Raw genomic sequence first — 26,424 nt, 5'->3', positions numbered from 1 at the left:
TTTGTTTTATGATTAATCTTGTTTTTACTTTTTAAATTTCAGCAGTAAGCTGTTGCTCACCACACTCACGGAGCTCATGGCCATAGCGGCTCCGGCGATCATCGGATTCAGTAAAAATCCGTTTATCGGGTATAATATTCCGGCGGCAATCGGAATACCGATAATGTTGTAAATAAATGCCCAGAATAAATTTTGTTTGATCGTTTTCACGGTTTGTTTTGACAGCTGGATCGCAACCGGTATCTTTTTTAAATCGGACGCAATAATCGTCATGTGGGCTACGTCCATCGCAATATCGGAACCTTTACCCATGGCAATACTCACATTTGCCTGTGCCAAAGCCGCACTGTCGTTAATACCATCACCAACCATCGCGACCACTTTTCCCTGTTCCTGCAGCTGTTTCACATAGGCCGATTTATCCTGCGGCAATACACCTGCTTTAAACTGTTTAATGTTTAGCTGTCCGACAACCGCAGCTGCTGTAGCTTCATTATCGCCTGTGAGCATGATTACTTCAATACCGCTATCCTGTAATTCCTGAATGGCCTGTACCGAAGTTGGTTTGATCGCATCCTGAACGGCAATAACCGCCAGTACTTTTTCAAGCGAACCGAAAAATAAAACCGTAGCGGCTTTTGCATAATAACCGGCGGCAAACTGTTTTAATTCTTCCGAAATCACAATCCCTTTCTGCTCCATTAATCTCTGGTTACCGATAAAGTAAATTTCGTGGTCCACATTAGCGCGGACTCCAAATCCGGTAATGCTTTCAAATTCGTTTATCGCAACGGTATTCAGCCCTTCAAACGCATCCACAACGGCCTGTGCTAACGGATGTTCCGACTGTGCTTCGATTGTTTTTAAAATAGCGGCTTTCGAACTGTCGCCTGCAAGCCACTGTATCCCGGTTACTTTTGGTTTCCCTTCGGTGATTGTCCCGGTTTTATCCAGGATGATCGTATCTACTTTTTGTGCCAGCTCTAAACTTTCCGCATCTTTAATTAAGATTCCCTGCTCGGCACCTTTTCCTACACCAACCATAATCGCTGTTGGCGTGGCCAGACCTAATGCACACGGACAGGCAATAACCAGTACGGTAACCATTGCCATTAATCCCTGTGTAAAGCCGTTTTCGCCACCCAGAAGTATCCAGACAATCAGGGTCACTACGGCAATTCCCAATACTATCGGTACGAATATCCCGGCAATTTTATCGACCAGTTTCTGAACCGGAGCTTTACTGCCCTGTGCATTCTGAACCATTTTGATAATGTGTGCCAGCAGCGTTTCACCACCCACTTTTTCGGCTCTGAACTGCAGGCTTCCTTTCTGGTTGAGTGTCCCTGCAAATACCCTGGCACCTTTTTCTTTTTCCACCGGAACCGGCTCGCCCGAAATCATGCTTTCATCCACAAAGGAACTACCGGAAACCACTTCCCCGTCAACCGCAATTTTATCGCCCGGTTTTACCAGTATCAAATCGCCAAATACAATGGATTCTATCGGTGCTTCCATATAGTCACCGTTGTCTTTAACCAGCGTAACCGATTTGGGCTGCAATCCCATTAGTTTTTTTATGGCCGAAGCCGTATTGCCTTTTGCCTTTTCTTCCAATAGTTTCCCTAAAAGGATAAACGTAATCACCACTGTTGCCGCTTCAAAATACACATGGGCATGGACGCCCCTGCTGTGCCAGAAATCGGCAAAAAGAGTATTAAAAACACTGAACAGATAGGCAATTCCGGTGCTTAACGCCACCAGCGTATCCATATTAGCCGATTTGTGCTGTAGCTGTTTCCAGGCATTGCTGAAAAAATCTTTTCCATACCAAAACAAAACCGGAGTGGCAAAAAACCACATGATCAGGTTGCCGTATGGCATATCCATAAAAAACATACCGATGATAAATACCGGCAGGGTCAGGATTGAAGCTCCAATTGTTTTACTTTTTAGCTTTTCGTAATGATTTTTATTTTGTGCTGCTATAACTTCATTCACATTCACATCTTCTTCGATGATCATATCGTAACCAATGGACTGAATGGCATTTTTGAATTCTTCCAGGGAAGCTTCTCCCGGATTATAGGCAACTTTTGCTGAGGCATTCGCATAATTAACGGCCGCATCGACAACACCTTTCTGGTGTTTCAGCATGCTTTCTACGCTCACTGCGCAAGAAGCACAAGTCATTCCGGTTACCGGAAAATTTTTGATAGTGGCTTCCATAATAGTATCTCGTTTTGATAGTACAAAGTTCGATCATAACGCTATGGAAAGTGTTGTGGAATTTTACAATAGAGTTGTAAGATTTACACTTTATCTAAAGGGATTCTTTTTTCGGAACGGATGTTTTTGAAGTGGGATGGCGTTAGTCCGGTTACTTTTTTAAACTGATTGCTCAGGTAGGCTACGCTGCTGTAACCCAGTAAATCGGCGATTTGTTTTAAGGAAAGTTCATCGTAAACGATCAGTTCCTTTACTTTTTCTATTTTCTGGTTGATCAGGTATTTTTCAATGGTAATACCTTCCATTTCAGAAAACAGGCTGCTCAGATAATTGTAGTCGTATTGCACTTTGTCCGACAGGAATTCGGAAAGGGTGAGTTTTGTTTTTTCCTGATCGTAGTGAATAAAGTTGATGATTGCCCCTTTCACTTTTTCAATGAGCTGTTTGCGCTTATCGTCAATGATTTCAAACCCGATGGCTTCCAGTTCATCAGAAAACTGCTTTAATTTTTGTTCGGCAGGCATATCGTCAGCAAGCGTCACTTCGCCCATAATAACGGTTTGGTACGGAAGATCGATTTTATCTAAAATTTGCGTAACGGCTAAAACGCAACGCTGGCAAACCATATTCTTGACTGCAATTTTCATCATACTGTAAATTTACTGTCAAAAATACAATTTGCCAACGGTATTTTAAATTCTTAACTAAGTTTTAAGGCTTCAGAATTAAAAGTGACGGCGTATTGTTCAGCCATGTACTTCTGGATTCAACCAGTTTTTTCCAGCTGTCCACACTGATAATCATCAGATCCTGCTCCTGTAGGAAATCTTTTTCTATTTTACGTTCGTTCAATAATTTGATATGATTCGGTGCCTGTTGTTCGATCGCGCGAATGCCTTCTTTAATGGTCGCATTGTTTTTGATATTCCCCACTACATCCAGTACGGTAACCTGCGATTCTACATTGGCAATCAGTTTCTGGGCATAATCAATTAAAAAGGCATCCGAATTATCAAAAAGCGTTACAAAAACGCGGTCTGCTTTTTCAAAGTTCTTATCGACCAATACGCCAACCGGAACATCCGTTTTGGCCAGGATCTGTTCCGTACGTTCGTCAAAAGGCGAATTTTCGAATAGTTTTTCCTTTCCGGTGAATTTGTTCAACAGGTTTTCAGGATTGATGATACGGGTTGTAAATCCTAAAATTTTCCCCAGTAAGGTTCCTTCAAAGATGGATTGTCCCAACGCGATCAGAACCAGGTCAAATTCTCCTTTATTGGACACTTCAATCACATCCGAATCGATATCTGTTGATGTTTTAAACAGGGTGGTTACCTTTTGTTTCAGTTCTTTCGATTCCGCTAAAATCGGCTTAAAGCATTGTTCCTCGAATTCTTCCACATTAAACGGGTTCACTTCGTTGCTAAGCGGAATGTGCATGGCGGTAACCATCGCATTTTTTTTCATCTTCTTTACAAAAGTATTGGCTAAACGTAGCAAGCCTCTTCCCTCTTCGGGTGTGTCAAACGAAACCAGTACTTTGTATTTGCTGATCTGGCTGATCTCGGACGGAATGATATCGTTTTTCGTTTTGAAAATAAAGTTGATCAGGTCCAGCGCCGGTCCGGTCATTAGGGTTGTTCCCAAAGCCATGATAACCATCATCGCAAAGATTTCGGGTTTTAAAACGCCTAAATCATAACCGATGTTTAACACCACCAGTTCCATCAGTCCGCGGGTATTCATTAAGGCCCCAATGGTTAAACTGTCGCGCCAGTTCTGCCCGACAAATCTTGCCGTGAGCGCACTTCCCACAAATTTACCCACTACGGCAACCAGGACAATCAATCCGCATACTTTCCATAAATACGGATCATCCAGTAAGCCTATCTGCGTGCGCAAACCGGTAAATACAAAGAACAGCGGCAATAACATTACCTGGGAAACATCTTCTACTTTTTCGATGAAAATATTACGGAATCGCATGTTTTCCGGCATAATGGCTCCTGCCATAAAAGCGCCGAATAACGCGTGGATCCCGATTACTTCGGTAGCATAAGACGAAATCAGCAAGGTTAAAAAGAAAATTGCGACTACCGATTTGGTGATGCTTTCTTTACTGGTATATAAATCGCCGATTCTTTTCAGGAACGGGCGTACTACTTTTAACATCAGGATCACATACACGATGGCCAGCCCGATAATGTACAGGGAACTTAAAAAAGAACCTGCTTTTACAATCGCGATCACCGCTGCCAGGATACACCATGCCGTAATATCATCGGCTGCGGCACAGGTAATTACCATTGCGCCCAGTTTGGTGCGGTGCAATCCTCTTTCCTGTACAATTCTGGCTAAAACCGGAAAGGCGGTAATACTCATTGCAATCCCGATAAACAGTCCGAAAGAAAGGAATTCAACACCGTCCGGTGCAAATTGTGTATAGATAAAATAGGCTAAAACCAGTCCTAAGGTAAACGGGATCACGATACTGGCGTGACTGATTACCACTGCTTCTTTAGCTTTGTTTTGCAGTACTTTCAGGTCCAGTTCCATCCCTACTACAAACATGAACAAGATTAGTCCTATCTGGCTCAGGAATTGTAAGTTCCCCAGCGAAGCTTCCGGGAACAAGGCGGCCGAAAATTCCGGGAAATAGGTTCCTACCAAAGAGGGACCAAGGACAATACCGGCGATGATTTCACCAATTACCATTGGCTGTCCTATTTTTTTGCACAGTTCCCCGAACAAACGGGCAACGAATATAATGGTTACGATTTGTGCCAGTAATATAGCCAGCGGATGCGTTAAGTTATGCGTTAAAGAGCTTAGAAATTCCTGCCATTGGCTGTTTCCGGAATTAGCGACTACGATATGGCGGCCGGCTTCTAATCCTTTTCCGTTTTGTACAATCCAATACATCAAAGCTGATGTTACACCGATTATTCCAATGTAGAAGAAACTGTTTTTGAAGTTTTTCATGATGTTATCTTTTTGGCTTACACTTATTTTAGCGCAAAGGTGCTATATAATGAATTGAAAAAAAACAAATTGACACTATTTGAAACGCGACTTGTAACAAGACGGTAAAAAAATGTAATGAAATTTAAATCTTAACTTTTTCCAGAAACTCCGAACGGTAGCTTTCACTCAAACTAAAGCTGAACGGTTTTCCGTTTGATGCCGTCAGGGATGCCGTAATTTCATCGTGGGAATAGAACTGGATGTTTTTAATAGCCAGCGCTTCTTTTTTATTGACGCGGCAAAACTCTTCGGCCGGAAGCTGTTTCAGCAATTTATCGAACGAATAGTTCTTAGCAACCAGTTTGGTAAGGTCCTGTAAATAAATGATTTTATCCCTGCTGTCGGTTTCTGCCGATTTGATAAAGAATATCTGTTCTATCGGTAATATGGCTTTGCCTTTATCGGTATTGAGCTGTAAGTGTTTTTTAACGGTTTTGGCAGAACTTTCCACGCGTTTGAGCACTTTTTGTACTGCCTGCTGCAAACGTTCTTTTTTAATGGGTTTCACGACATAGTCCACCGCATCAAGCTCGTAAGCCTCCACTGCAAAATCTTTATAGGCTGTTGTAAAAATGACTGCTTTGTCCTGCAGCAGATTCGCTACCTGCAGACCGTTCATTCCCGGCATTTCAATATCGGAAATCAACACGTCAAATTCATATTCCCGGCATTCCGCCAGAAAGGTTTCGGGATTATTAAAGGCGCGTACCACTTCCAGTTCCGGAATTTGCTCACAGAGCATTTTGAGATAGGTTAATCCCGGTAATTCGTCGTCAAGAAGCAAGCATTTGAGTTTTGTGCTCACGTAAGTTAATTTTTAAATGGGCAAAATAGACATCTCCTTCAACGAATTTGTCCAGTTTGTAATGGTTTTTATAAATAATTTTCAGACGTTGCTCCAGCGTTTCGGAACCCAAACCGCTGTTTTCTTTTTTAAACGTCATTTTATTGGAAATCTTATTGGAGACCGTCAGGGAAAACACATTGGCTTTTAATTCGATCACAACGGTAATAAACGCATCCGAACTTTGTAAATCGGCATGTTTAAATGCATTTTCGATTAAATCGATCGAAATTAAAGGTGCCAGTAACCGCTGGTGGTACATGCTGTCGTTTTCGTCAATTTTCTTTTTGATTGTCAGCGCAAACAACGGACTGATTTTGATTTTATTGATTTCAATCAGGTTCAGGGCAAAGTCAATTTCTTCTTTCGGACTCACAAAACGCTGCCGGCTTTCATACAGTATGTAATCCAGTACGTTGGATAATTTATCCATTGCAAAATAGGTCTGGTAGGCATGCGACTGTATGGAATTCAGTATGTTTTTAAACAAATGCGGATTTAACTTGGATTCCAGTGTTTCCAGTTGCAGGTGATTAAAGCGTTCTTCAAAATCGACATACTTGACCTGCATGTATTTCTTTTCTTTTTCCAAACGTTTCAAACGGTACAGCAAATAGCCCACGAAACACAAGGTAAGCAGGCATAACAGTAACAATATGTAATCCAGTTTTGTCACGCTAGTTTATTTCTGAACCGGTTTTTTACTGTCATTCCAGGCATCCATACCACCGTCCAGTTCTACGATTTTCTGAAATCCTTTCTGCTGTAAAATTTCAACAGCTTCGGCACTTCTGCCACCCGCTTTGCAATATACATATACCGGTTGTTTTTTGTCCAGTTTGTCAACACGCTGGCTAAAGTCCTGGTCGTAAAGGTGCAGGTTTTTTGCTCCTTTCAAATGTCCGGAATTGTATTCTTTAGGCGTACGCACATCGATTAGCTGTCCTTTGTTTTCCGTGATTGTTTTTTCAAAAGCATCCGGAGCAACCAGCTGCGTTCCTTTTTTTACCTGCGCCTGGCAAGCTGTTAAAAAGAAGACAAAGAATAGCAGACTAAAAATTTTTGTTTTCATGAGGGTAATTTTCAAGGTCTAAAAGTACAAAAAAAGTGAGTAGCCCTTTGTTAATGTTTTCGGTATGATAAATATCATTTTTTCGCGAAGCTGCCCGGCGTAATTTTGAATTTGAAAAATCACATCAACTATGGCAATCTCATTGGTTCAAAAATACAACGTCCCCGGACCCCGATATACCAGTTACCCGACCGTTCCTTACTGGGATGAGCAAAGTTTCAGTACAGCCAAATGGAAGGAAAGTTTTGTAAAATCGTTTACCGAAAGTAATGCAACAGAAGGAATCAGCCTGTACATTCATTTACCTTTTTGCGAGAGTTTGTGTACCTTTTGCGGCTGTCATAAGCGTATTACAAAACGTCATGATGTGGAAGACAAGTACATCCAGGCCGTTTTAAAGGAATGGGATTTGTATTGTGATGCCTTGCCGGAAACACCGCTCATCAAGGAAATTCACCTGGGTGGCGGTACGCCTACTTTTTTCTCACCAGCCAACTTAGAATTGTTATTGCTGGGTATTTTTAAAAGAGCCCAAAGAGCCGATAATTACGAATTCAGCTTTGAAGGACATCCTAACAATACCACACGGGCACATTTGCAAAAATTATACGATCTGGGTTTCCGCAGGGTAAGTTTCGGCGTTCAGGATTATAACGAACGGGTTCAGAAAGCCATCCACAGGGAACAGCCTTTCCACAATGTGGCCAAAGTTACTTTCTGGGCAAAAGAGATCGGTTATACTTCTATCTCGCACGACCTGGTTTTCGGTTTGCCGTTCCAAAGACTGAAAGATGTGGTTGATACTATTGAAAAAACAAAATCGCTGGCGCCACACCGGCTTGCTTTTTACAGCTATGCACACGTGCCGTGGATCAAAGGAAACGGACAGCGGGGATTTAAGGACGAAGATGTTCCGAAAGATCAGAAAAAACGCCAGTTATATGAAGTGGGAAAAATGATCCTGCAAAAAAACGGTTTCCACGAAATCGGGATGGATCATTTTGCCATTGAAAGCGACAGCATGTACGATTCTTTTAAACAGGGAAAACTGCATCGCAATTTTATGGGCTATACGTCTTCTAAAACGCAGCTGATGATCGGGCTTGGTGTTTCTTCCATCAGCGACAGCTGGTATGCTTTTGCGCAGAATGAAAAAACACTGGAAGATTATTATGCCCGCCTGGACAATAACGAGCTTCCGGTATTTAAAGGGCATCTTTTAACCGAAGAAGATCTTATTATCCGCCGCCATATCCTGAACCTAATGTGCCGTTTTGAAACGTCATGGACGCCGGAAACCAGTTTTCCGGAAATCGAACAGGTAATTGACCAGTTACAGGAAATGGAAAATGATGATTTGGTGAAAATTGAGAACAATACCATTTTTGTAACCGAAAAAGGAAAACCCTTTGTCCGCAATATCTGTATGGCTTTCGATTTGCGTCTAAAAAGAAAAGCACCGCAAACGCAGTTGTTTTCCATGACCATATAATTATTCTATTATTTCGGCATCAATGATAACAATACTGTTAAAAAGGTATTGTTTGTAGGTTCCGCAAACCGTTACAACATCACCAACCGATGCCGGTTTTTCTGCCGGATGGGTGCGGCTGATCAGATAGCACCCTATATTTTCTATTTTACCTGCCTTTAATACAATATAGGAAGTGTTGTCGATGTCGCGGCCTTCCTCCAGTATCGTACCGCTCACGATAACTTTTCTATTGCGGAAACGGCAGTCTCCTATTATTGAATCATTACAAATGAGCCATAATAATTCCGGTGTGAGCCGAAAGCCTACATCGGATCCACCGGCATGAGCCGTCCCGCTATCCCTCCTCATTTTTATACCGCTTTTGCTGATGGTACCGGTATGTTCCGAATACAGCAGCCAAATATTGGTTATGATAAACAAGGTCACTACCGCTATAAAAGAAGCCATTCCGATATATTTTATTTTCTTTTTGAGCATACCTGTTTTCTTAGCAATTTAACAAATTACTACTTATAAGTAGTGAATATTGTAATATTTATTTAGTAAAATTTGTTGACCTATGAAGCAACAAATCAAACATCCTACTTTACTAAAAGCGCTTGCGAAAAGACTGAAATACATTCGTAACATCAGGAATATCCGGCAGGAAGACGTCGATATGGATACCGGGATCAATATCTCCAGAATTGAGATGGGTATTCAAAACTTAACGCTCTCTACCCTTTACACTTTGTGTGAATATTATTCTGTTTCCTTAGCCGATTTTTTTTCGGAAGGTTTTGTTCCGGAAGATCTTATTTTTCCGGCTGAAGATTCCAAACCGGATTCTTTATCCAGGAACGATCCGGAGTAAACAGGCAACAGCATTGCAATCCTGATTCGTTATCTTTGTGTAAGCCAAAACGATTTCAACATGGATACTTTACTGGAAAAGATAAGCGCCTGCACGATATGCAGCGATTTTTTGCCGTATGCACCCAAGCCGATACTTTCGTTCAGCAAACAGTCTAAAATACTGATTGTGGGTCAGGCTCCGGGGCAGAAAGCGCATGACAGCGGAATTCCGTGGAATGATGCCAGCGGCGATGAATTGCGGCGATGGCTGAATGTGGACAAAGCACAGTTTTATGATACGGAGATTTTCGGGATTGTTCCGATGGGATTTTGTTTTCCGGGACGTGGAAAATCGGGCGATTTACCACCAAGACCGGAATGTGCGCCGAAATGGCATGCGGAAATTATCACGGCATTGCCGGATATAAGGCTTATATTACTAATCGGGGCGTATGCACAGCAGTATTACCTGAAAGAGCGTTCTTTCGCTACGCTAACGGAGAATGTGTCGCATTACCAGACGTTTTTACCGAAGTTTCTGCCGCTGGTACATCCGTCGCCAAGAAACAGGATATGGCAGAAAAAGAATCCCTGGTTTGAAGCAGAAATCATACCCGAATTACGGGCAATTGTCCGTAAAGCGCTTGCCGGTTAGCCGCAATGTGCCTCTCCGCGTACAAACAGGCTCATATTGCTAGGCGAAACAAAAGGAATATCCAATCCTAATCCTCTCATGATAAACAGCATTCCGATACAAACGGCTACATAAGGTATGGCTTTTTGAATTTTATTGCGAACAGGCATACTCACCAGGTTGGAAAGATAAACTACCGCACTCATCATCGGGATGGTTCCCAGTCCGTACAGAAGCATATAGGTAACGCTCAGTACTTCATGCTGCATGGCAATCGCACCAAAAAGTGCGACATAGACCAAACCACATGGCAGGAATCCGTTTAAGAGGCCTATGGTAAATAAGGCTTTATAGCTTTTTTTTCGGAACTGGCTGCCCAGACTTGTTTTTACTTTGGAGATGACCCGGTACACGGGTTTTGAAAAATTGTAACGGGCGAATATTTTTTCCGGTATGAGTACGACTGTAATCATTAAAATACCGGCAATAATAGATATTTGCTGTTGTATTCCGGCAAGAAAAAGGCCCTTACCGACAATTCCGAATAGTAGTCCGAGTGTTCCGTAGGCCGTTAAGCGTCCGATATGATAGAGCATAATCTGAAGCACTTTTTTAGCCTGATTATTTCGATCCACCGGCAGCATCATGGCAATCGGACCGCACATTCCAATGCAGTGCAGACTACTGATCAATCCGAAAATGAAAGCTGAAAACAACATAACTAATTTTTAGTTTTATCATTTTTAAGCTTGTAGCCAAGAGGAGACAACCTAAAAACCTATTTAAAAACCTCCTGACTACAAGCGCAAAAACTACAAATTGACATTGACTACTTGCTTGTTCAAATATGCTTTTCCGTCATATTCCCAATCGATTGTAATGTCCCAGCGACCGTCTACCAAATTTGTTTTAGGTATGAGCAAATTTGAAGAAGACAACGAAATCGGAGTTTCGAAATCTAATTTCTGGTTAGACGGTCTGTACAGGGACACTTTCCCTTTAATATTGGCACTATTAAAGCTTTTCGGAAAAGTAACTACAATACCTTCCTGCTCCACATTAACCGATAATTTATCGGCTAATCCGGCTGCGTTCTGTTCTTTATCCAGCTGCTGCTGAAAGATCATTTCTTTTTTATAATATTCTTCCGTAACCATTTCATGGTCATAATCCTTATCTGACTGTACTTTGAAAACAAAGTATAAAATAAAGGTCATGAACAATCCGAATGCAATTACGATACTTGTTCCCCAGTTTATTTTCATAATAGTTCTTTTAAATAAAAATCTGTTATTTGAAACTCCTGCTATAGCCACTTTTGATTAATTGAAACTTCTAGGCCCTAAAAAGTTGGTTGTAGTGGTTTCAATCAGCAAATCACCATCATATACTTCAATTATTGCTTTTGTTTTATCGTCTTTTAAAAAGGCCGGATTTATTTCAATGAATAAAGTTCCCTGAGCCAGTCCTTCTTTTTTAATGGTGAAATTTTGTTTTCCCACCATGATGATTTTTCCTTTCGGACTTACCAGTTTAAAATGGACATCTTTAAAATCCCGGACCGTTTTGTTAACTATTTTAAAAGTAAACACATTACTGATGTTTTCTCCTTTGCGTTCATAGAGCTGTCCCGGTAAACGTAAAACGGTTGCTTCCACATCGTTTCGCAGGAACAGCATTCCTACCAAAGCAGTGATCAGGATAACCAATACGGACACATATCCTTTCATTCTTGCGGTAAAGACGAATTTTTCTTTTTTGACGATCTCATCTTCGGAAGCATATCGGATCAGGCCTTTTGGCAGGTTCACGCTTTCCATGATGTGGTCGCATTCGTCAATACAGGCGGTACAGTTAATACATTCCAGCTGGGTTCCGTTACGGATGTCAATTCCGGTAGGACATACATTTACACATTGCCGGCAATCAATACAGTCCCCTTTTCCCAGTTGCAAACGGTCTTCATTTTTTTTGAATTTGGCCCGCCCGGTTTCCCGTTCTCCTCTAACGTGGTCGTAAGCCACTACTATCGATTTGTTATCCAGTAATACGCCCTGTAATCGTCCGTACGGACAGGCAATGATACAAACCTGTTCTCTGAAAGAGGCAAAAACGAAATAGAAAACCGCGGTAAAAACCAATAAGGCAATCAGCGTACTGGTATTGTGAAACGGTCCTTCTTTTACCATTCCCAATACATGCTCACTTCCCACCAGATAGGCTAAAAACACATTGGCAATTAAAAACGAAATGATAAAGAACACCAGCCACTTGAGGACTCTTTTTCTTATTTTTTCGGCATTCCACTCCTGTTTGGCCAGTCGCATCTGCGCTCCTCTGTCGCCTTCAATCCAGAATTCTATTCTGCGGAATACCATTTCCATAAATATGGTCTGCGGACAGATCCACCCACAGAAAATACGCCCGAAGGCTACTGTAAAAAGTGTTACGAAAACAACTCCTACAATCATTGAGATTACCACTAAGTGGAAATCCTGGGGCCAGAAAGGGAATCCGAAAAAGTTGAATTTTCTTTCCAGTACATTGAACAGCAAAAACTGGTTGCCGTTAATTTTTATAAAGGGTGCTGAAAACAGGAAGGCTAACAGAAAGTAACTGACCCATTTTCTTTTTTCATAGAATTTTCCTTTCGGTATTTTTGGGAAAACCCAAGCTCTTTTTCCTTCTTTATCAATAGTTCCTATACTATCTCTAAAACTCTCATCAGGGATATTAGACATGGTCTTTCTTTTTTAATTGCAGGATCCGGATGCGAATCCTGCAATATTTTGTTTTTTTATTTTAAAGCAACTGTCGCCACTTTTGCGCTGTCTGCCGGTTTTGCAGCAGCATCCGAAGCCGGAGCACTATCGTCTTTCCATACATCTCCTTCGGCCGCTTTACCGTCTTTAGGATTTGTACCCTGCAGACTCAGTACATAACTCGCTACTTTCTGGATATCGGAAGGTTTGATTATCGGTTTCCAGGAAACCATTCCTTTTCCGTCACGTCCACCTTCCATAATGGTGTTGAAAACGTTTTTGATACCGCCTCCTAAAATCCAGTGGTCATCGGTTAAATTCGGTCCGATTCCTCCACCTCCGTCAGCACGGTGGCACGCTACACAGTTGGTTTCAAAAATTGCTTTCCCTGCGGCTAAAGAAGCACCATCTGTTAATAAGGTCACTTTTTCTTTATCCATTAAATCCGGAGCTGTTTTTTTGTATTCTTCAACTGCAATTTTTGCTTCTGCCATTTCTTTTTCATATTCCGCTTTCTGATCGTCGTGTCCTAAAACATGGAACTTGATAAGGTAAATAAAGGCAAAAGCAATACAGGCATAGAAAAGGTACACCCACCATGGCGGTAAAACGTTGTCCAATTCTTTGATTCCGTCATAATCATGATCCATCATTAACTCACCTTCTTCTTCCATTTTTCGGGAGCGCGTTAATTTCTGCATTATCCCTTTGTAAAATGCGGATTCTGTAAATGGCTGATTTTCTTCAATTTCTTTTTGCTTACGTTGTTCTTCCGTCAGCAAAGTGTTTAATATATTATTTGTCGCTTTTAAAACCATTTCCATTGCAATCAATACAAATAAGAACAGTAATAAAATCACCGATACCATAGGGTACTTTATAAAGGCAGGTCTGTCGCCGGAGTCGACACAGAATTCCACAGCCATAAAAAAGATGGCAAACAAAACCGGAACTCTAACATATACTGGAAAAAATTTTTTCATACTTCTTACAATTATTGATTGTTTGCTGTGTTTTGGTCCTCAAAAGGGAGATTACTCATTTCTGTAATTTTCTCTTTTTTATAGGTTAATACCCAAATATATAATCCTACAAAAAACAGGAAGAAAATAAGTAATGAGATTATCGGATAAATTTCAATTCCTGAAATAGTCTCCATATTGTGTTTAATAAACTTTAGCATAACAAATTATTTTTGATTTTCAGCTACGTTTTTTACTTTGATATCCGTACCCAAACGTTGCAAATAAGCAATCAAGGCTACAATTTCTCTATCGTGCATCGGTACAAATGTTTCCCCTCTTGTGGCAGCATTTTTCTTACTTTCCTCATAACTTTTCACGAAGTCAGGGTCTGCATGTAAGTTCTTCTCAATTTTCTGAGTTTGTTCTTTGATACTTTTTGAAGCATTTGTTATTTCTTCTTGCGTATACGGAACGCCCAGTTTAACCATTGCACGCATTTTGTCCTGCGTTTTGGAGTAATCCATCGGTTTGTTATCAAACAGCCATTTATAGCCCGGCATGATTGATCCTGACGATGTACTTTGCGGATCCCACATGTGGTTAAAATGCCAGTTATCTGAATATTTACCACCAACACGCATTAAATCGGGTCCGGTTCTTTTTGATCCCCATAAGAACGGGTGATCGTATACATATTCACCGGATTTGGAATATTCTCCGTAACGTTCCACTTCAGAACGGAATGGTCTTACCATTTGGGAGTGACATCCCACACAACCTTCTCTGATATATAGATCACGTCCTTCCAGTTCAAGCGGTGAATATGGTTTCACACTGCTGATGGTCGGGATATTCGATTTTACAACCAGGGTCGGGATAATCTGTACGATACCACCAATCAGGATGGCAACAGTTGCCAGAATGGTTAATTGGATCGGTTTTCTTTCCAGCCAGCCGTGGAATTTTTCTCCTTTTAATCGGCTGCTTGCTATTTTTTGTAAAGCCGGAGCTTCTGCTAATTCGTCTTCAATTTTCTGACCTACTTTGATGGTCATGATGATGTTGTATACCAATACCAGAGTTCCGATTACAAACAGGGTTCCTCCTATGGCTCTCATGGCATACATTGGCATGATTTCTTTTACTGTTTCCAGGAAGTTACCATAAACCAGGGAACCGTCCGGATTAAATTGTTTCCACATTTGTGCCTGAACAAATCCGGCTACATAAAGCGGTAAAGCATACAATATGATTCCCAATGTACCAATCCAGAAGTGGAAATTAGCCAGTTTTGTAGAGTATAATTGTGTTTTGGTCATTCTCGGGATCAACCAGTAAATCATACCGAATGTCAGGAATCCGTTCCAGGCTAAAGCTCCCACGTGAACGTGTGCTACGATCCAGTCGGTAAAGTGTGCAATTGCATTTACATTTTTTAAGGATAGCATTGGTCCTTCAAAAGTTGCCATACCATATCCGGTAATCGCTACTACGAAGAATTTCAATACCGGTTCTGTTCGCACTTTATCCCAAACACCTCTAAGTGTCAGTAATCCGTTAATCATACCACCCCAGGACGGTGCGATCAGCATTACAGAGAAAACAACTCCTAAATTTTGTGCCCAGTCCGGTAAAGCGGTGTATAACAAGTGGTGTGGTCCTGCCCAGATGTACAGGAAAATTAAAGACCAAAAGTGAATGATGGATAATCGGTATGAATATACCGGGCGATTAGCCGCTTTCGGAACGAAGTAATACATCAGTCCTAAAAACGGTGTGGTCAGGAAGAAGGCCACTGCATTGTGTCCGTACCACCATTGTACCAAAGCATCCTGAACACCAGCGTAAACAGAATAACTTTTCAACGCACTAATTGGTAATTCCAAACTATTAAAGATATGCAGTACTGCAACAGTCACAAATGTTGCCAAATAAAACCAGATTGCTACATATAAATGACGTTCTCTACGTCGCAAAATGGTCATAATCATATTAATACCAAATACTACCCAAATAAGTGCTATGGCAATATCTATAGGCCATTCCAGCTCTGCATATTCTTTAGATGTTGTATATCCCAGCGGTAACGTTATGATGGCGGCAACAATAATTAACTGCCAACCCCAGAAGTTAATATTACTCAGAATATCACTATACATTCTGGCTTTTAATAAACGTTGTAAAGAGTAGTACACCCCTGCGAAAATGGCATTACCTACAAAGGCAAAAATTACCGCATTCGTATGCAATGGTCTTAGACGCCCGTAACTCAACCAGGAAATTCCATCGGTTAAATTAGGGAATAAGTACATCGTAGCCACAAGGAGCCCGACTAACATTCCCACTACTCCAAAAAGTATTGAAGCATAAAGGAATTTCTTTACAATTTTGTTGTCGTAATAAAATTGTTGCACTTCCATAATTAGTTCTGTTTTTCTATTTTTGTTTCTGTTTTATTCTTTTTTTTCTTCGCAAGCTCATCATCAAAGAGCATTCTTACCGATGGCGTGTAATCGTCGTCAAATTGCCCGCTTCGTACCGCTTTAATAAAAGCATACAAAAAGACCGCAGCAACGATAATACTGATGGAGATTAATATATAAATGACACTCATACCTTAAAATTGTGTTAAACAAAATTACTTTACCCGTTTTTCAAAAAATATGATATTTATCATACTTCTTATTTATTTCGATTCTACCAAAACACTATAAACCAACACCTTACTCTATTCCTCAAAAACTATTATGCTTTCCGGGAGTACAGATTACTCATAACGGTCACAAAGCTTACGATGGTAATGGTGCTTAACGGCATGATAATGGCAGCAACCAGCGGCGACAGGTTCCCGGTTACAGCAAAACTCAGCCCGATCACATTGTACAATAAGGACAAGCCAAAGCTCATCATAATGGTTTTCATGGCGTTTTTGGAATAGTTCAGGAAGTAGCCTATTTTAGAGAACTGCCCGGCATCGAGAATACCATCGCAGGCGGGCGAAAAGACATTCACATTTTCTGAAATGGAGATCCCGACATTACTCTGTGCCAGGGCTCCGGCATCATTCAATCCGTCACCGATCATCATGACATTTCCGCCTTTGTCCTGCAGGGTTTTGATGAAGGCCAGTTTCTGTTCCGGTTTCTGGTTAAAAATCAGTTCCGTATTTTTGGGCAGTAATCCCGCGAGCGTTTCTTTTTCTCCTTCATTATCTCCGGAAAGTACCTTGATCTTATAGGTTTTATTCAGCTTGCGGAACAGTTGTTCCAATCCGTCCCGGTATTGGTTGTCAAAGGTGAATTTTCCTTTATAAACACCATCAATACTGATATTTACCGACGTTTGTTTTACTTCGTTCTCTTCCTGTTTTCCAACGAAGGAAGCCGAACCGATCTTTATTGCCGCTTCTTTTATTATTGCCTGTATGCCTTTTCCGGTAATTTCTTCAAAATCGGAAACAACCACTCTTTCTGCATCGGGTAAAAAATCATACAGCCTTCTGCTTAGCGGGTGATTGGAACCACGCAGTACATTTTTGATCAGCATGATTTCTTTTTCATTCAATGACTGTCCGGTATAGGCTATCGAGGACTTTTTATTGGAGGTAATGGTTCCGGTTTTATCGAACACTATCGTGTCCACTTTTGCCATCTGCTCGATCACCGTTGCATTTTTTAAGTAGAGTTTTTTATTCCCCATTATCCGGAGTACATTCCCCAAGGTAAACGGAGCCGTCAGTGCCAGCGCACATGGGCAGGCAACAATCAGTATGGCTGTGAAAACATTAAAAGCGGTGTTGACATCAATGAATATCCAGTAACCAAAGGAAAGGAAAGCCAGCAATAACAGCGCCGGTGTAAAATAACGGCTCACCGTATCGGTAATGGTTTTGTATTTTAAATCGGCTTTTTTCTGGAACACATCATTGCTCCACAACTGTGTCAGGTAACTTTGGGAAACCGTATAGAGTACTTCCATTTCGATAACCCTTCCGATCTGTTTTCCGCCGGCAAAAATTTTATCTCCAGATTTCTTTTCAATCGGGATTTCCTCACCGGTCACAAAACTGTAATCAATATAGGCCTTCCCGGATATTAAAATACCGTCAACCGGAATTAATTCCTGGTTCCGGATCAGCAGGCGGTCGCCTTTTTTGATTTCATAAACCTGGGTTGCTTCTTCCGAACCGTCTGTATTGATTTTGGTTACCGCAATCGGGAAATAGGATTTATAATCCCTTTCGAACGAAAGGAAGTTGTAGGTTTTTTGCTGGAACAGTTTCCCTAAAAGCATGAAGAAAATCAGTCCGCACATGCTGTCGAAAAATCCCTGACCGTAGTCGAAAACAATATCGACCGTACTTCTCACGAACATTACGATAATCCCCAAAGCAATCGGGATGTCGATACTGAGCATTCTGGATTTAATGCTTTTCCAGGCGGATATATAATAGCCCCATCCGGAATAAAAGAAAGCCGGTAATGACAGTCCGAAAATCAGCCATCTGAAAAAGTCTTTGTACTGGTCTATCCAGTACTCGCCTACTTCAAAGTATTCAGGAAAAGACAGGAGCATTATATTTCCAAAGCAAAAAAATGCTACCCCTATTTTGTAAATTAAGCTCCTGTCCACCGTTTTCCTGACACCTTCATAATTTTCCAGGCTTATATACGGTTCATAGCCTATTGAACTTAACAAAAGGACTATTTCTTTAAGATTTGTTTGTTGCGGATCATACGTGATTCTGACTTTCTTCTGCGAAAAGTTCACCTGCGACAGGCTGATCCCTTTTTGAAGTTTTTGCAGATTCTCTAAGATCCAGATACACGAACTACAGTGTATGTGGGGAATATACAACGAAGCGATATGTATTGTGTCTTCTTCAAACTCCAGAAGTTTGGTTACAATACTTTCATTTTCTAAAAAATCATATTTCCCTTTTATGTCTTGTGGTGTCGCTCCGGGCGCCTTTTCGAAATCATAATAGCAGGTCAGGTCGTTCTGGCTGAAAATCTCGTAAACGGTTTTACATCCCAGACAACAAAAAGATTTATCATCAAAAATGATTTCTTCTGCTTTTATAATATCATTACCACAATGGAAACAATTTTGCGTATCCATAAATTTGCTCATTTTACCTGAGACAAAGGTTGTAATTAGGGTAGCAATAAAATATGATATTTGTCATACTTTTGGTATATTTGTATGAACCATTTTAAGGAGTATGTATATGGGGAAATGTGAACAATGTATCGTTAGAGAGTTTAGCTCTTTAAAAGCTTTAAGTAAAGAGGAGCTTTTAAAGATTGCCAGCTGTAAAACGTCTTATATTATTAAAAAAGGGGAACCCATTTTTGAAGAAGGTGATGTTACCAATGGTATCTATTGTGTCAAAGATGGTGTTTGTAAGTTATCCAAACTCAGCCAGAACGGTAAAGACCAGATCGTAAAACTGGTGAAACCGGGTGAGCTTTTAGGGCAACGCTCCATGATTAGTGATGAACCGGCAAACCTGAGCGCTATTGCATTGGAAGACATGCAGGTTTGTTTTATTCCCAAAACCGAGATCCTTTCTTTTTTTAACAACAACAATCAGTTTTCCATGAATGTGATGAAAACGATTTGCGGTGATTTAAAAGAAGCCGATGACCACATGGTGTCTATGGCGCAGAAAAATGTAAAAGAACGCCTTGCCGAGACCTTACTGTATCTGAGCGATACTTTTGGCACTAATGCAGATGGCACCTTAAAAATTCAGCTTTCGCGTGAGGAGTTGAGCAGTATTATCGGTACCGCTACCGAAAGTTGTATTCGTTTGTTGTCTGATTTCAATAAATCCGGGTTAATCGAACTGACCGGAAAGAAAATCAGCATCAAAAACAAGAATCAGCTGCGCAAAATGGCCGAATAGTAACCTATTATATTGTATATAAAAAAACCGGCCTGTAGCCGGTTTTTTGTTTTATCAGAAAGTTGCGGCTTCCTGTTTTGCTTTTTCAAATTCTGCGATAACATTGGCTACAATTACCGAAACGGGTTGTATGTCGTGGATCAATCCGGCTATCTGACCGATCTCCAGTTCTCCTTCCACCAAATCACCTTCAAACATTCCGCGTTTTGCACGGGCTCTGCCTAAGAGTTCTTTCAGTTCTTCCGGCGTCGGGCATTTGGTATATAATGTTTGTACGTCTTCATAAAATTTGTTTTTTATCAAACGAACCGGCGCCAGTTCTTTCAGCGTTAAATGGGTATCGCCTTCTTTTACATTTAAGATCGTTTGCTTGAAGTTATCGTGTGATGAGCTTTCTTCCGATGCTGCAAAACGGGATCCCATCTGTACACCGTCGGCACCTAAAACCATAGCCGCCAGCATTCCTCTTCCGGTAGCGATACCACCGGCAGCGATTAACGGAATATTGATTTGTTCCTTTACCATCGGGATCAGCGTTAGTGTTGTGGTTTCTTCTCTTCCGTTGTGTCCTCCTGCTTCAAAGCCTTCGGCTACAACAGCATCCACTCCTGCTTCCTGTGCTTTTAAGGCAAATTTGGAACTGCTCACCACGTGTACAACCGTAATGCCTTTTTCTTTTAGAAAAGCGGTCCATGTTTTCGGATTTCCGGCTGAGGTAAAAACGATCTTTACGCCTTCTTCGACAATAATGTTCATTATTTCTTCGATGTTGGGATACAACATCGGAACGTTTATTCCAAAAGGTTTATCTGTTGCTTTTTTACATTTCTGAATGTGCTCGCGCAGTACTTCCGGATACATCGATCCGGCTCCGATTAAACCCAGTCCGCCGGCGTTACTTACGGCACTTGCTAATTTATATCCGCTATTCCATATCATCCCACCCTGAATTATCGGGTATTGGATATTGAAAAGTTTTGTGATTCTGTTCATGCTGTTAGATATACTATTTTTTGATTAGTTTTCCTGAAAAGGTGGCTTCACCCGAAACAATGGTGTAGCAATAAATTCCGGAAGTAAACGATTCCAGGGAAATGGTTTCTTCCTGAAGACTGCTGATATTTTTTTTTATGATTTCCTGACCCAGGCTGTTGTATAACACAAAACGGGCAACGGTGTTGTCTGGTGACGTAATGGTTATCGTTCCCGCTGTTGGGTTGGGATAAAGGTTAAAGCCGTTTACTGCAAACGAAGCGGTCGATAAGGCTGTATTTAAGGCCAGTTGGAAATCCGGTATTCCGTATCCGTAAAAGTTATCCGGATTGGTATAGCGGTCAGCCGATTCTTTTATGATCTGCACCAGCTGAGCATTTGTTTTATTCGGTAATGCCTGCCATAAGCACGCTACCAGTCCGGCTAATGTGGGTGCCGAAAAAGAAGTCCCGTTATTATAGCCTATTTCTCCGGTTTGTGTTGTAACAACCGAAGCAGCACCCATTGCCATTACATCCGGTTTGATCCTTCCGTCGGCTGTTGGTCCCTGTGAACTAAATCCGGCTCTGACTTCTGAAGCGCTCACCGCTCCTACCGTCAGAACATTGGTAGCATCTGCTGGGGCTGTTATAAATTTCCACGGTTTGGCACCTTCATTTCCGGCGGAAACCACTACAATCATCCCCCGGGTAAACGCGATATTAGCGCCTCTGGTTATAAAGGTGGTATTCCCGTCCATATCCTGGTAGGTATGGTTATAGGCCGCATTGGTAAACAGGTTATAGCCCAGTGAAGAGTTGATTACATCAACCCCCAGGCTGTCGGCAGTTTCGGCAGCTTCCACCCAAAGGCTTTCTTCTAACGGACTTTCGCTGTTGATGTCTTCCGTAACAAATAAATAATAGGAAGCATCCGGTGCAGTGCCCACCAACTGATTGTCTACATAAGCAGCCATATTGGACAATACCTGCGTACCGTGCTGGAAGCCGGTATAGAAATTGGCATTTCGGTTCACGAAATTATAGCCGCCTTTAATCTGGTTATTGGTTCTTAATCTTAAAAACGGATCGGTGGTATCCACTCCCGGGAAACCGGCATCCATTACCGCAATGATCTTTCCGGTTCCGGTAAAATCCTGCTGGTGCAGTAAATGTCCGTTGAGCATCTGAATCTGTGCTGCGGAAGCACCATAAGGAAAGTTTGCCTGTACATCCAGCGTTTTATTAAACAATCCGGAAGCGGCAGTATTCGTATTTTTATTGGTATTTAAAGTTTTGTTGGCAAAATCGACATGATGAACAAAGGAAAGTGTTGTCAGTCCGTTAATCACCGACTGTGTTCCTCTGATGTGTAAGGCATTCATCCATTTGGATTTTGCCATCACGCTGATTCCGGAAATGGCTGTAATCTGGTCGATATAGTTTTGGTGGATGGGTACATCCTGAATGTCGACCGCAATATTTTGAGCAGCTCTCCTGTCTAATGCTCTTTGTGAAAGCATGGAAAGAGGGTTGCTCAAATAGGTCTGTGCATTGGGCTTATCGTTAAAATAAACCCAGGCATCTTCTTGTGAAAATGTTACTGTGTGCAGTAATACGAATAGAAACGGGAGGATTTTTTTCATGCTTTCACAAATTAGAAAGCGCAATTTAAGAAATTACTCCCGAACCAACTAATTCATCTCCAATATGCCATGAAACAAATTGCCCTTCTGTTATTGCCGATTGCGGTTCTTCGAAAAGTACATACATACCGTCTTCAAACTGGTATAACGTTGCTTTTTGCAATGGCTGTCTGTAACGGATTCTCGCCATTACTTCCATTTTTTCGCCATTGGCTAAAGCCAGATCCTCACGAATCCAGTGTACTTCCGGTTTTTGAACAAATAAAGCTCTTTTGAACAATCCGGGATGGTTATGTCCCTGTCCGGTGTAAATGGTATTGGTCGTTACATCTGTAGCGATAATAAACAGCGGTTCTTTTGTTCCTCCTACATTCAGTCCTTTTCTTTGCCCGATCGTAAAATAGTGGGCACCCTGGTGTTTTCCGACAATTTTCCCCATTTCCGGAGTATAGTCGATATTCTTCGCCCGGTACGCCAGTTCTTCTTCCAGAGAGGCAAAACCGGTTTGGGTCTGGGTATATACAGCATGATTCGCATCCACTTCAAAAATCAAGCCTTCTTTAGGCTGTAACTGCTGTTGTAAAAATTCCGGCAAGCGTACTTTTCCGATAAAGCAAAGTCCTTGCGAATCTTTCTTTTCGGCTGTGATCAGTTCCATTTTTGCGGCAATTTCCCGAACCTGAGGCTTGGTCAGTTCCCCGATCGGGAATAATGATTTTGCCAATTGTTCCTGGGATAACTGGCACAGGAAATACGACTGGTCTTTGTTACCATCTACTCCGGCCAGTAACTGATATACGTTACCTTCTTCTTTTTCAATAATCCCTTTACGGCAATAGTGCCCTGTGGCTACATAATCGGCACCAAGGCTTAACGCTATTTTCATAAATACGTCAAACTTGATTTCACGGTTACACAACACATCCGGGTTGGGTGTTCTTCCTTTTTCGTATTCGTTAAACATATAGTCCACGATACGTTCTTTATATTGTTCGCTTAAATCTACTGTCTGAAAAGGGATCCCTAATTTTTCAGCCACTAAAAGCGCATCATTACTGTCTTCCAGCCATGGACATTCGTTCGAAATCGTAACCGAATCGTCATGCCAGTTTTTCATAAACAGTCCTATCACTTCATAGCCCTGTTCCTGTAAAAGATAGGCTGCCACACTCGAATCCACTCCACCGGAAAGACCAACAACTACACGTTTCATCTATTTCTATACCTTATATTTATGATTCTTCTATTTTTTTTGCAAAATTACATTATTAATTGGTTTTGCTTTTTAACTCGGTCGGTTTCTTTTTCCCGTCCGTATCGGTCTTGATCTTAAAGGTCACATCGTTTATTTTGGCAGCGTTTACTTCTTTAACCAGTTTGTTGTTTTCGTAAAACTTCCAGATTCCGGATTTCTGCCCTTTTTTAAATTGTCCTTTGGTAATTATTTCATTCTTGGAGTTGCGGTAAACAGAAGGTCCGTCAAACAGATTGTTCACATAGGTTGTTTCTTCAATTACCACTCCTTTATCGGAATATTTTTTATACATCCCCTGCTTAACGCCGTTTACATACTGAATTTCTTCGGCTACGGCTTTGTTCGGGTAAAATGCTTTTCGGGTTCCGTTTAGTTTTCCATTGGAATAGTATTCCAGCGTCATGATTTCTTTTCCGCCTTTATGGTAGTATTTCCATTCTCCTTCATATTCTCTGCCCACTATTTTTCCTTCACTGACTTTATTGCCTTTCTGGTCAAAAAACACCGTATAATTGGAACCGTCATTTGCCGAAAAATCACGGGTTGCAATAACAACCGTGGCTTTGGTATTGTCAAAATATTTAAACACACCCACTTCCTTTCCGTGATCGAAGGTTCCTTCATATCGCGGGTATTTGGTATCGTCGTAAATTCCTTTCCACAATCCGTGACGCTGACCTTTATCGTCGTTCTTATTTGTTTCCTGTGAAAAAGCAATGGTGTTCAATAAGGTGAATATCGCTAAGAATGTTGTTCTCATATTTTTGTAATGGTTTAATTATACTAAACGTATCATCCTGAAAATAATTTTAATCCCTGATGATTAAACTGCTAAAGTAAATAAGGATTGTATAAAAAAAGCATCCCTGACGGATGCTTTTCAATTATTTTTTGTTTTGCTTGGCATTTTTCTGTGCTTCCGCCTGCTCCATCATTTCCTGCATCTTTCTTTGAAACTTACTCTGCTTCTGAGGTTTCGTCTTATTCTCCTGAATCTGAGCGTGAATTTTCTCTTCATTCACAATATAGTTCTTGATAACCAGCATAATACCGATAGTGATCGTATTCGAAATAAAGTAATACAAACTCAATCCGGAAGCATAGTTATTAAAGAAGAATAACATCATAATTGGTGAAACATAAATCATGATTTTCATGATCTTACCCATATCCGGCATACCTTCCTGCGGTGGTGTGCTCATTGCCTGGTCGCCGGTTGTCATTTTCATATAGAAGAAAATAGCAACTGATGCCAATATCGGGAATAAACTCACGTGGTTACCATAGAACGGAATGTAGAACGGTAAGTGTAACACTGAATCGTATGACGATAAATCGTCTGCCCAAAGGAAGCTTTTCTGTCTTAAATCAAAATAAGACGGGAAGAACTGGAAGAGGGCATAGAAAACCGGAATCTGCATGACGGCTGGTAAACATCCTGCCATAGGATTCACACCGGCTTTATTGTACAGTTTCATTGTTTCCTGTTGTTTCTTCATCGGGTCTTTAGAGAATTTTTCATTCAATTCTGCAATTTCCGGACGCAACACTTTCATTTTTGCCTGAGACAAATATGATTTATAAGTTACCGGTGACATTACCAGACGCACTAAGATCGTGAAGATAATAATGGCGATACCGTGAGGAACAAATCCGCTTAAGAATCCGTAAACAGGGATAAATACATAACGGTTAATCCAACCGAAAATTCCCCATCCCAAAGGCATTACTTCATCCAGGTTCTTGTTGTATGAATTTAATGTTTTATAGTCTGATGGTCCGTAGTACCAGTTCATGTTATAGTTCAACTCACCGTTTTTGAATTCTAACGGTAATTTTGCGACGAAGTTTTTAGTAAAAACCGTGTCAATTTTTTCATCGTGAACCAGGTTCTCCGATTTTAACTGAGCTGTTTTAAACGGCGTATCTGTTAATAAAATAGACGTAAAGAAATGTTGTTTGAAGGCTACATACGTAACGTTTTCTGCAGATTTCTCATCTAATTTACTGGTTGCGCTTAACGAGTTGTCTTTTCCGCTTTCATATTCGTAAACCAAATCCGTGTATCTGTTTTCATAGCTTACACTTTTTTCGTTACGGAATGATTTTAACTGCCACTCCAGATCCAGCGGTTTAGCCGTGTTAATAACATTGCTAAGTCCCTGAGAACGGATTGCGAAATCCATCATGTATTCTTTTGGTTTCAATACATAACGGTACTCCAAAAACTGGTTGGCACCGGCTTTCAGTCTCATTGTTAAAACCTGATTGTCCCCTTCTTTTGTTACAGTAGGCTCAAAATAAAGGTCTTTAGTATTTAAAATACGATTGTCCTGAGTGTTGATCTGAAGGTTCAGATTGGCGTTGTTTTGTTTGATTAATTCAACATTTCTTTTCGAATTTTTGCTGAATTGCTCAAAACCGTTAACGGTAGCTTCTACGATATAACCACCTTTGTTAGCGATTTTTAACGTTAAAACTTCATTTTTAATTTCGGTAACGTTTTCTTTTGCAGAAGGCAATGAAGCACTGTATGCGAAAGCTCCCAAAGAACTTTGCAATGCTTTTACGCGAAGTGAATCCGGCTGAGTTGTATCGGCAATTGCTTTGGTAACTGCCGCTTCTTTAGCTTTCTCTACTTTTTCAACTTTAGCTTTTTGAGCATCTTCTGCAATGGATTGTTTCTCTTTGTCGATGTTGTTGTACATCATCCAGATCATCAATCCTGCAATCAAAACAAATCCTAAAATAGATTTTGTGTCTAATTTCTTTTCTTCCATTC

Annotated in this window: 24 protein-coding genes; 4 read left to right on the top strand and 20 right to left on the bottom strand. The window is 41.0% G+C overall.

Features of this window, described 5'->3' with window-relative positions; translation table 11 throughout:
- Nucleotides 1-24: 24 nt before the first annotated feature.
- The 6 genes from B3394_RS17920 to B3394_RS17895 all read right to left on the bottom strand — a co-directional run bounded on the left by B3394_RS17920 (nt 25) and on the right by B3394_RS17895 (nt 7,169).
- Nucleotides 25-2,229 (bottom strand): heavy metal translocating P-type ATPase, encoded by a 2,205-nt coding sequence (locus tag B3394_RS17920; RefSeq protein ID WP_286928281.1) that lies wholly within the window; start codon nt 2,227-2,229, stop codon nt 25-27.
- An 83-nt stretch (nt 2,230-2,312) separates the two neighbouring features.
- Nucleotides 2,313-2,879: a helix-turn-helix domain-containing protein gene (locus tag B3394_RS17915; RefSeq protein WP_177734218.1), complete on the bottom strand. Its 567-nt coding sequence runs from the start codon at nt 2,877-2,879 to the stop codon at nt 2,313-2,315.
- A 61-nt stretch (nt 2,880-2,940) separates the two neighbouring features.
- On the bottom strand, nt 2,941-5,211 hold the full coding sequence (locus tag B3394_RS17910; protein ID WP_177734216.1) for a cation:proton antiporter: 2,271 nt from the start codon (nt 5,209-5,211) through the stop codon (nt 2,941-2,943).
- 124 nt (nt 5,212-5,335) lie between these two features.
- The gene (locus tag B3394_RS17905) at nt 5,336-6,058 is read right to left on the bottom strand and encodes a LytR/AlgR family response regulator transcription factor (protein WP_177734214.1); all 723 of its coding nucleotides are present in this window, start codon (nt 6,056-6,058) and stop codon (nt 5,336-5,338) included.
- Nucleotides 6,027-6,764 (bottom strand): sensor histidine kinase, encoded by a 738-nt coding sequence (locus B3394_RS17900; protein WP_246297062.1) that lies wholly within the window; start codon nt 6,762-6,764, stop codon nt 6,027-6,029. The genes B3394_RS17905 and B3394_RS17900 overlap by 32 nt, the downstream gene beginning before the upstream one ends.
- A gap of 15 nt (nt 6,765-6,779) precedes the next feature.
- Complete coding sequence (locus B3394_RS17895) at nt 6,780-7,169, bottom strand: rhodanese-like domain-containing protein (protein ID WP_177734212.1); 390 nt, start codon at nt 7,167-7,169, stop codon at nt 6,780-6,782.
- A 130-nt stretch (nt 7,170-7,299) separates the two neighbouring features.
- On the opposite strand from B3394_RS17895, the gene hemN reads away from it, so the two are divergent.
- Entirely contained in the window at nt 7,300-8,661 is a 1,362-nt protein-coding gene (gene hemN, locus B3394_RS17890; RefSeq protein WP_286928226.1) for an oxygen-independent coproporphyrinogen III oxidase, read from the top strand.
- Here hemN and B3394_RS17885 read toward each other — a convergent pair whose 3' ends face one another.
- The gene (locus tag B3394_RS17885; protein WP_286928224.1) at nt 8,662-9,111 is read right to left on the bottom strand and encodes a hypothetical protein; all 450 of its coding nucleotides are present in this window, start codon (nt 9,109-9,111) and stop codon (nt 8,662-8,664) included.
- A gap of 112 nt (nt 9,112-9,223) precedes the next feature.
- Here B3394_RS17885 and B3394_RS17880 point away from each other — a divergent pair, with 112 nt between their 5' ends.
- Entirely contained in the window at nt 9,224-9,517 is a 294-nt protein-coding gene (locus B3394_RS17880; RefSeq protein ID WP_286928219.1) for a helix-turn-helix domain-containing protein, read from the top strand.
- Nucleotides 9,518-9,577: 60 nt separating this feature from the next.
- Entirely contained in the window at nt 9,578-10,153 is a 576-nt protein-coding gene (locus B3394_RS17875) for a uracil-DNA glycosylase family protein (protein WP_286928213.1), read from the top strand.
- Here the strand turns inward: B3394_RS17875 and B3394_RS17870 are convergent.
- The 8 genes from B3394_RS17870 to B3394_RS17835 all read right to left on the bottom strand — a co-directional run bounded on the left by B3394_RS17870 (nt 10,150) and on the right by B3394_RS17835 (nt 18,980).
- Complete coding sequence (locus tag B3394_RS17870) at nt 10,150-10,851, bottom strand: sulfite exporter TauE/SafE family protein (RefSeq protein WP_177734202.1); 702 nt, start codon at nt 10,849-10,851, stop codon at nt 10,150-10,152. The two genes, B3394_RS17875 and B3394_RS17870, sit on opposite strands and share 4 nt — an antisense overlap.
- A gap of 93 nt (nt 10,852-10,944) precedes the next feature.
- Nucleotides 10,945-11,397: a FixH family protein gene (locus tag B3394_RS17865; protein ID WP_177734200.1), complete on the bottom strand. Its 453-nt coding sequence runs from the start codon at nt 11,395-11,397 to the stop codon at nt 10,945-10,947.
- Between the two features lie 57 nt (nt 11,398-11,454).
- On the bottom strand, nt 11,455-12,873 hold the full coding sequence (gene ccoG / locus B3394_RS17860) for a cytochrome c oxidase accessory protein CcoG (protein ID WP_286928208.1): 1,419 nt from the start codon (nt 12,871-12,873) through the stop codon (nt 11,455-11,457).
- Nucleotides 12,874-12,929: 56 nt separating this feature from the next.
- Nucleotides 12,930-13,877, bottom strand: a complete 948-nt coding sequence (locus B3394_RS17855) for a cbb3-type cytochrome c oxidase N-terminal domain-containing protein (protein WP_286928196.1) — start codon at nt 13,875-13,877, stop codon at nt 12,930-12,932.
- Nucleotides 13,878-13,888: 11 nt separating this feature from the next.
- Complete coding sequence (locus B3394_RS17850) at nt 13,889-14,077, bottom strand: CcoQ/FixQ family Cbb3-type cytochrome c oxidase assembly chaperone (protein ID WP_177734194.1); 189 nt, start codon at nt 14,075-14,077, stop codon at nt 13,889-13,891.
- Nucleotides 14,078-14,083: 6 nt separating this feature from the next.
- Nucleotides 14,084-16,279 carry a cytochrome-c oxidase, cbb3-type subunit I gene (gene ccoN, locus B3394_RS17845; RefSeq protein WP_286928191.1) on the bottom strand — a complete coding sequence of 732 codons (2,196 nt, stop codon included), beginning with the start codon at nt 16,277-16,279 and terminating at the stop codon, nt 14,084-14,086.
- A 2-nt stretch (nt 16,280-16,281) separates the two neighbouring features.
- Nucleotides 16,282-16,473 (bottom strand): cbb3-type cytochrome oxidase assembly protein CcoS, encoded by a 192-nt coding sequence (gene ccoS, locus B3394_RS17840; protein ID WP_177734190.1) that lies wholly within the window; start codon nt 16,471-16,473, stop codon nt 16,282-16,284.
- Between the two features lie 131 nt (nt 16,474-16,604).
- Nucleotides 16,605-18,980 carry a heavy metal translocating P-type ATPase gene (locus B3394_RS17835; RefSeq protein WP_286928184.1) on the bottom strand — a complete coding sequence of 792 codons (2,376 nt, stop codon included), beginning with the start codon at nt 18,978-18,980 and terminating at the stop codon, nt 16,605-16,607.
- Between the two features lie 109 nt (nt 18,981-19,089).
- Between B3394_RS17835 and B3394_RS17830 the strand changes: the two genes are divergently transcribed.
- Complete coding sequence (locus B3394_RS17830) at nt 19,090-19,770, top strand: Crp/Fnr family transcriptional regulator (RefSeq protein WP_177734186.1); 681 nt, start codon at nt 19,090-19,092, stop codon at nt 19,768-19,770.
- Nucleotides 19,771-19,824: 54 nt separating this feature from the next.
- Here the strand turns inward: B3394_RS17830 and B3394_RS17825 are convergent, their stop codons facing one another.
- The 5 genes from B3394_RS17825 to yidC all read right to left on the bottom strand — a co-directional run bounded on the left by B3394_RS17825 (nt 19,825) and on the right by yidC (nt 26,422).
- The gene (locus tag B3394_RS17825) at nt 19,825-20,763 is read right to left on the bottom strand and encodes an NAD(P)H-dependent flavin oxidoreductase (protein ID WP_286928178.1); all 939 of its coding nucleotides are present in this window, start codon (nt 20,761-20,763) and stop codon (nt 19,825-19,827) included.
- Nucleotides 20,764-20,776: 13 nt separating this feature from the next.
- Nucleotides 20,777-22,387: a S8 family serine peptidase gene (locus tag B3394_RS17820; RefSeq protein WP_286928167.1), complete on the bottom strand. Its 1,611-nt coding sequence runs from the start codon at nt 22,385-22,387 to the stop codon at nt 20,777-20,779.
- A 25-nt stretch (nt 22,388-22,412) separates the two neighbouring features.
- Nucleotides 22,413-23,600, bottom strand: a complete 1,188-nt coding sequence (gene mnmA, locus B3394_RS17815) for a tRNA 2-thiouridine(34) synthase MnmA (protein ID WP_273244915.1) — start codon at nt 23,598-23,600, stop codon at nt 22,413-22,415.
- 55 nt (nt 23,601-23,655) lie between these two features.
- Nucleotides 23,656-24,402, bottom strand: a complete 747-nt coding sequence (locus tag B3394_RS17810; protein ID WP_286928156.1) for a toxin-antitoxin system YwqK family antitoxin — start codon at nt 24,400-24,402, stop codon at nt 23,656-23,658.
- A gap of 124 nt (nt 24,403-24,526) precedes the next feature.
- On the bottom strand, nt 24,527-26,422 hold the full coding sequence (gene yidC / locus B3394_RS17805) for a membrane protein insertase YidC (protein ID WP_177734176.1): 1,896 nt from the start codon (nt 26,420-26,422) through the stop codon (nt 24,527-24,529).
- Nucleotides 26,423-26,424 lie beyond the last annotated feature (2 nt).

Origin of the sequence: Flavobacterium sp. UBA4197, from assembly GCF_002379575.1 — a bacterium.
GTDB classification, from domain to species: Bacteria; Bacteroidota; Bacteroidia; order Flavobacteriales; family Flavobacteriaceae; genus Flavobacterium; species Flavobacterium inviolabile.
Note: the sequence above shows the minus strand (reverse complement) of the source record. Positions and strands in the feature narration are given on the sequence as shown.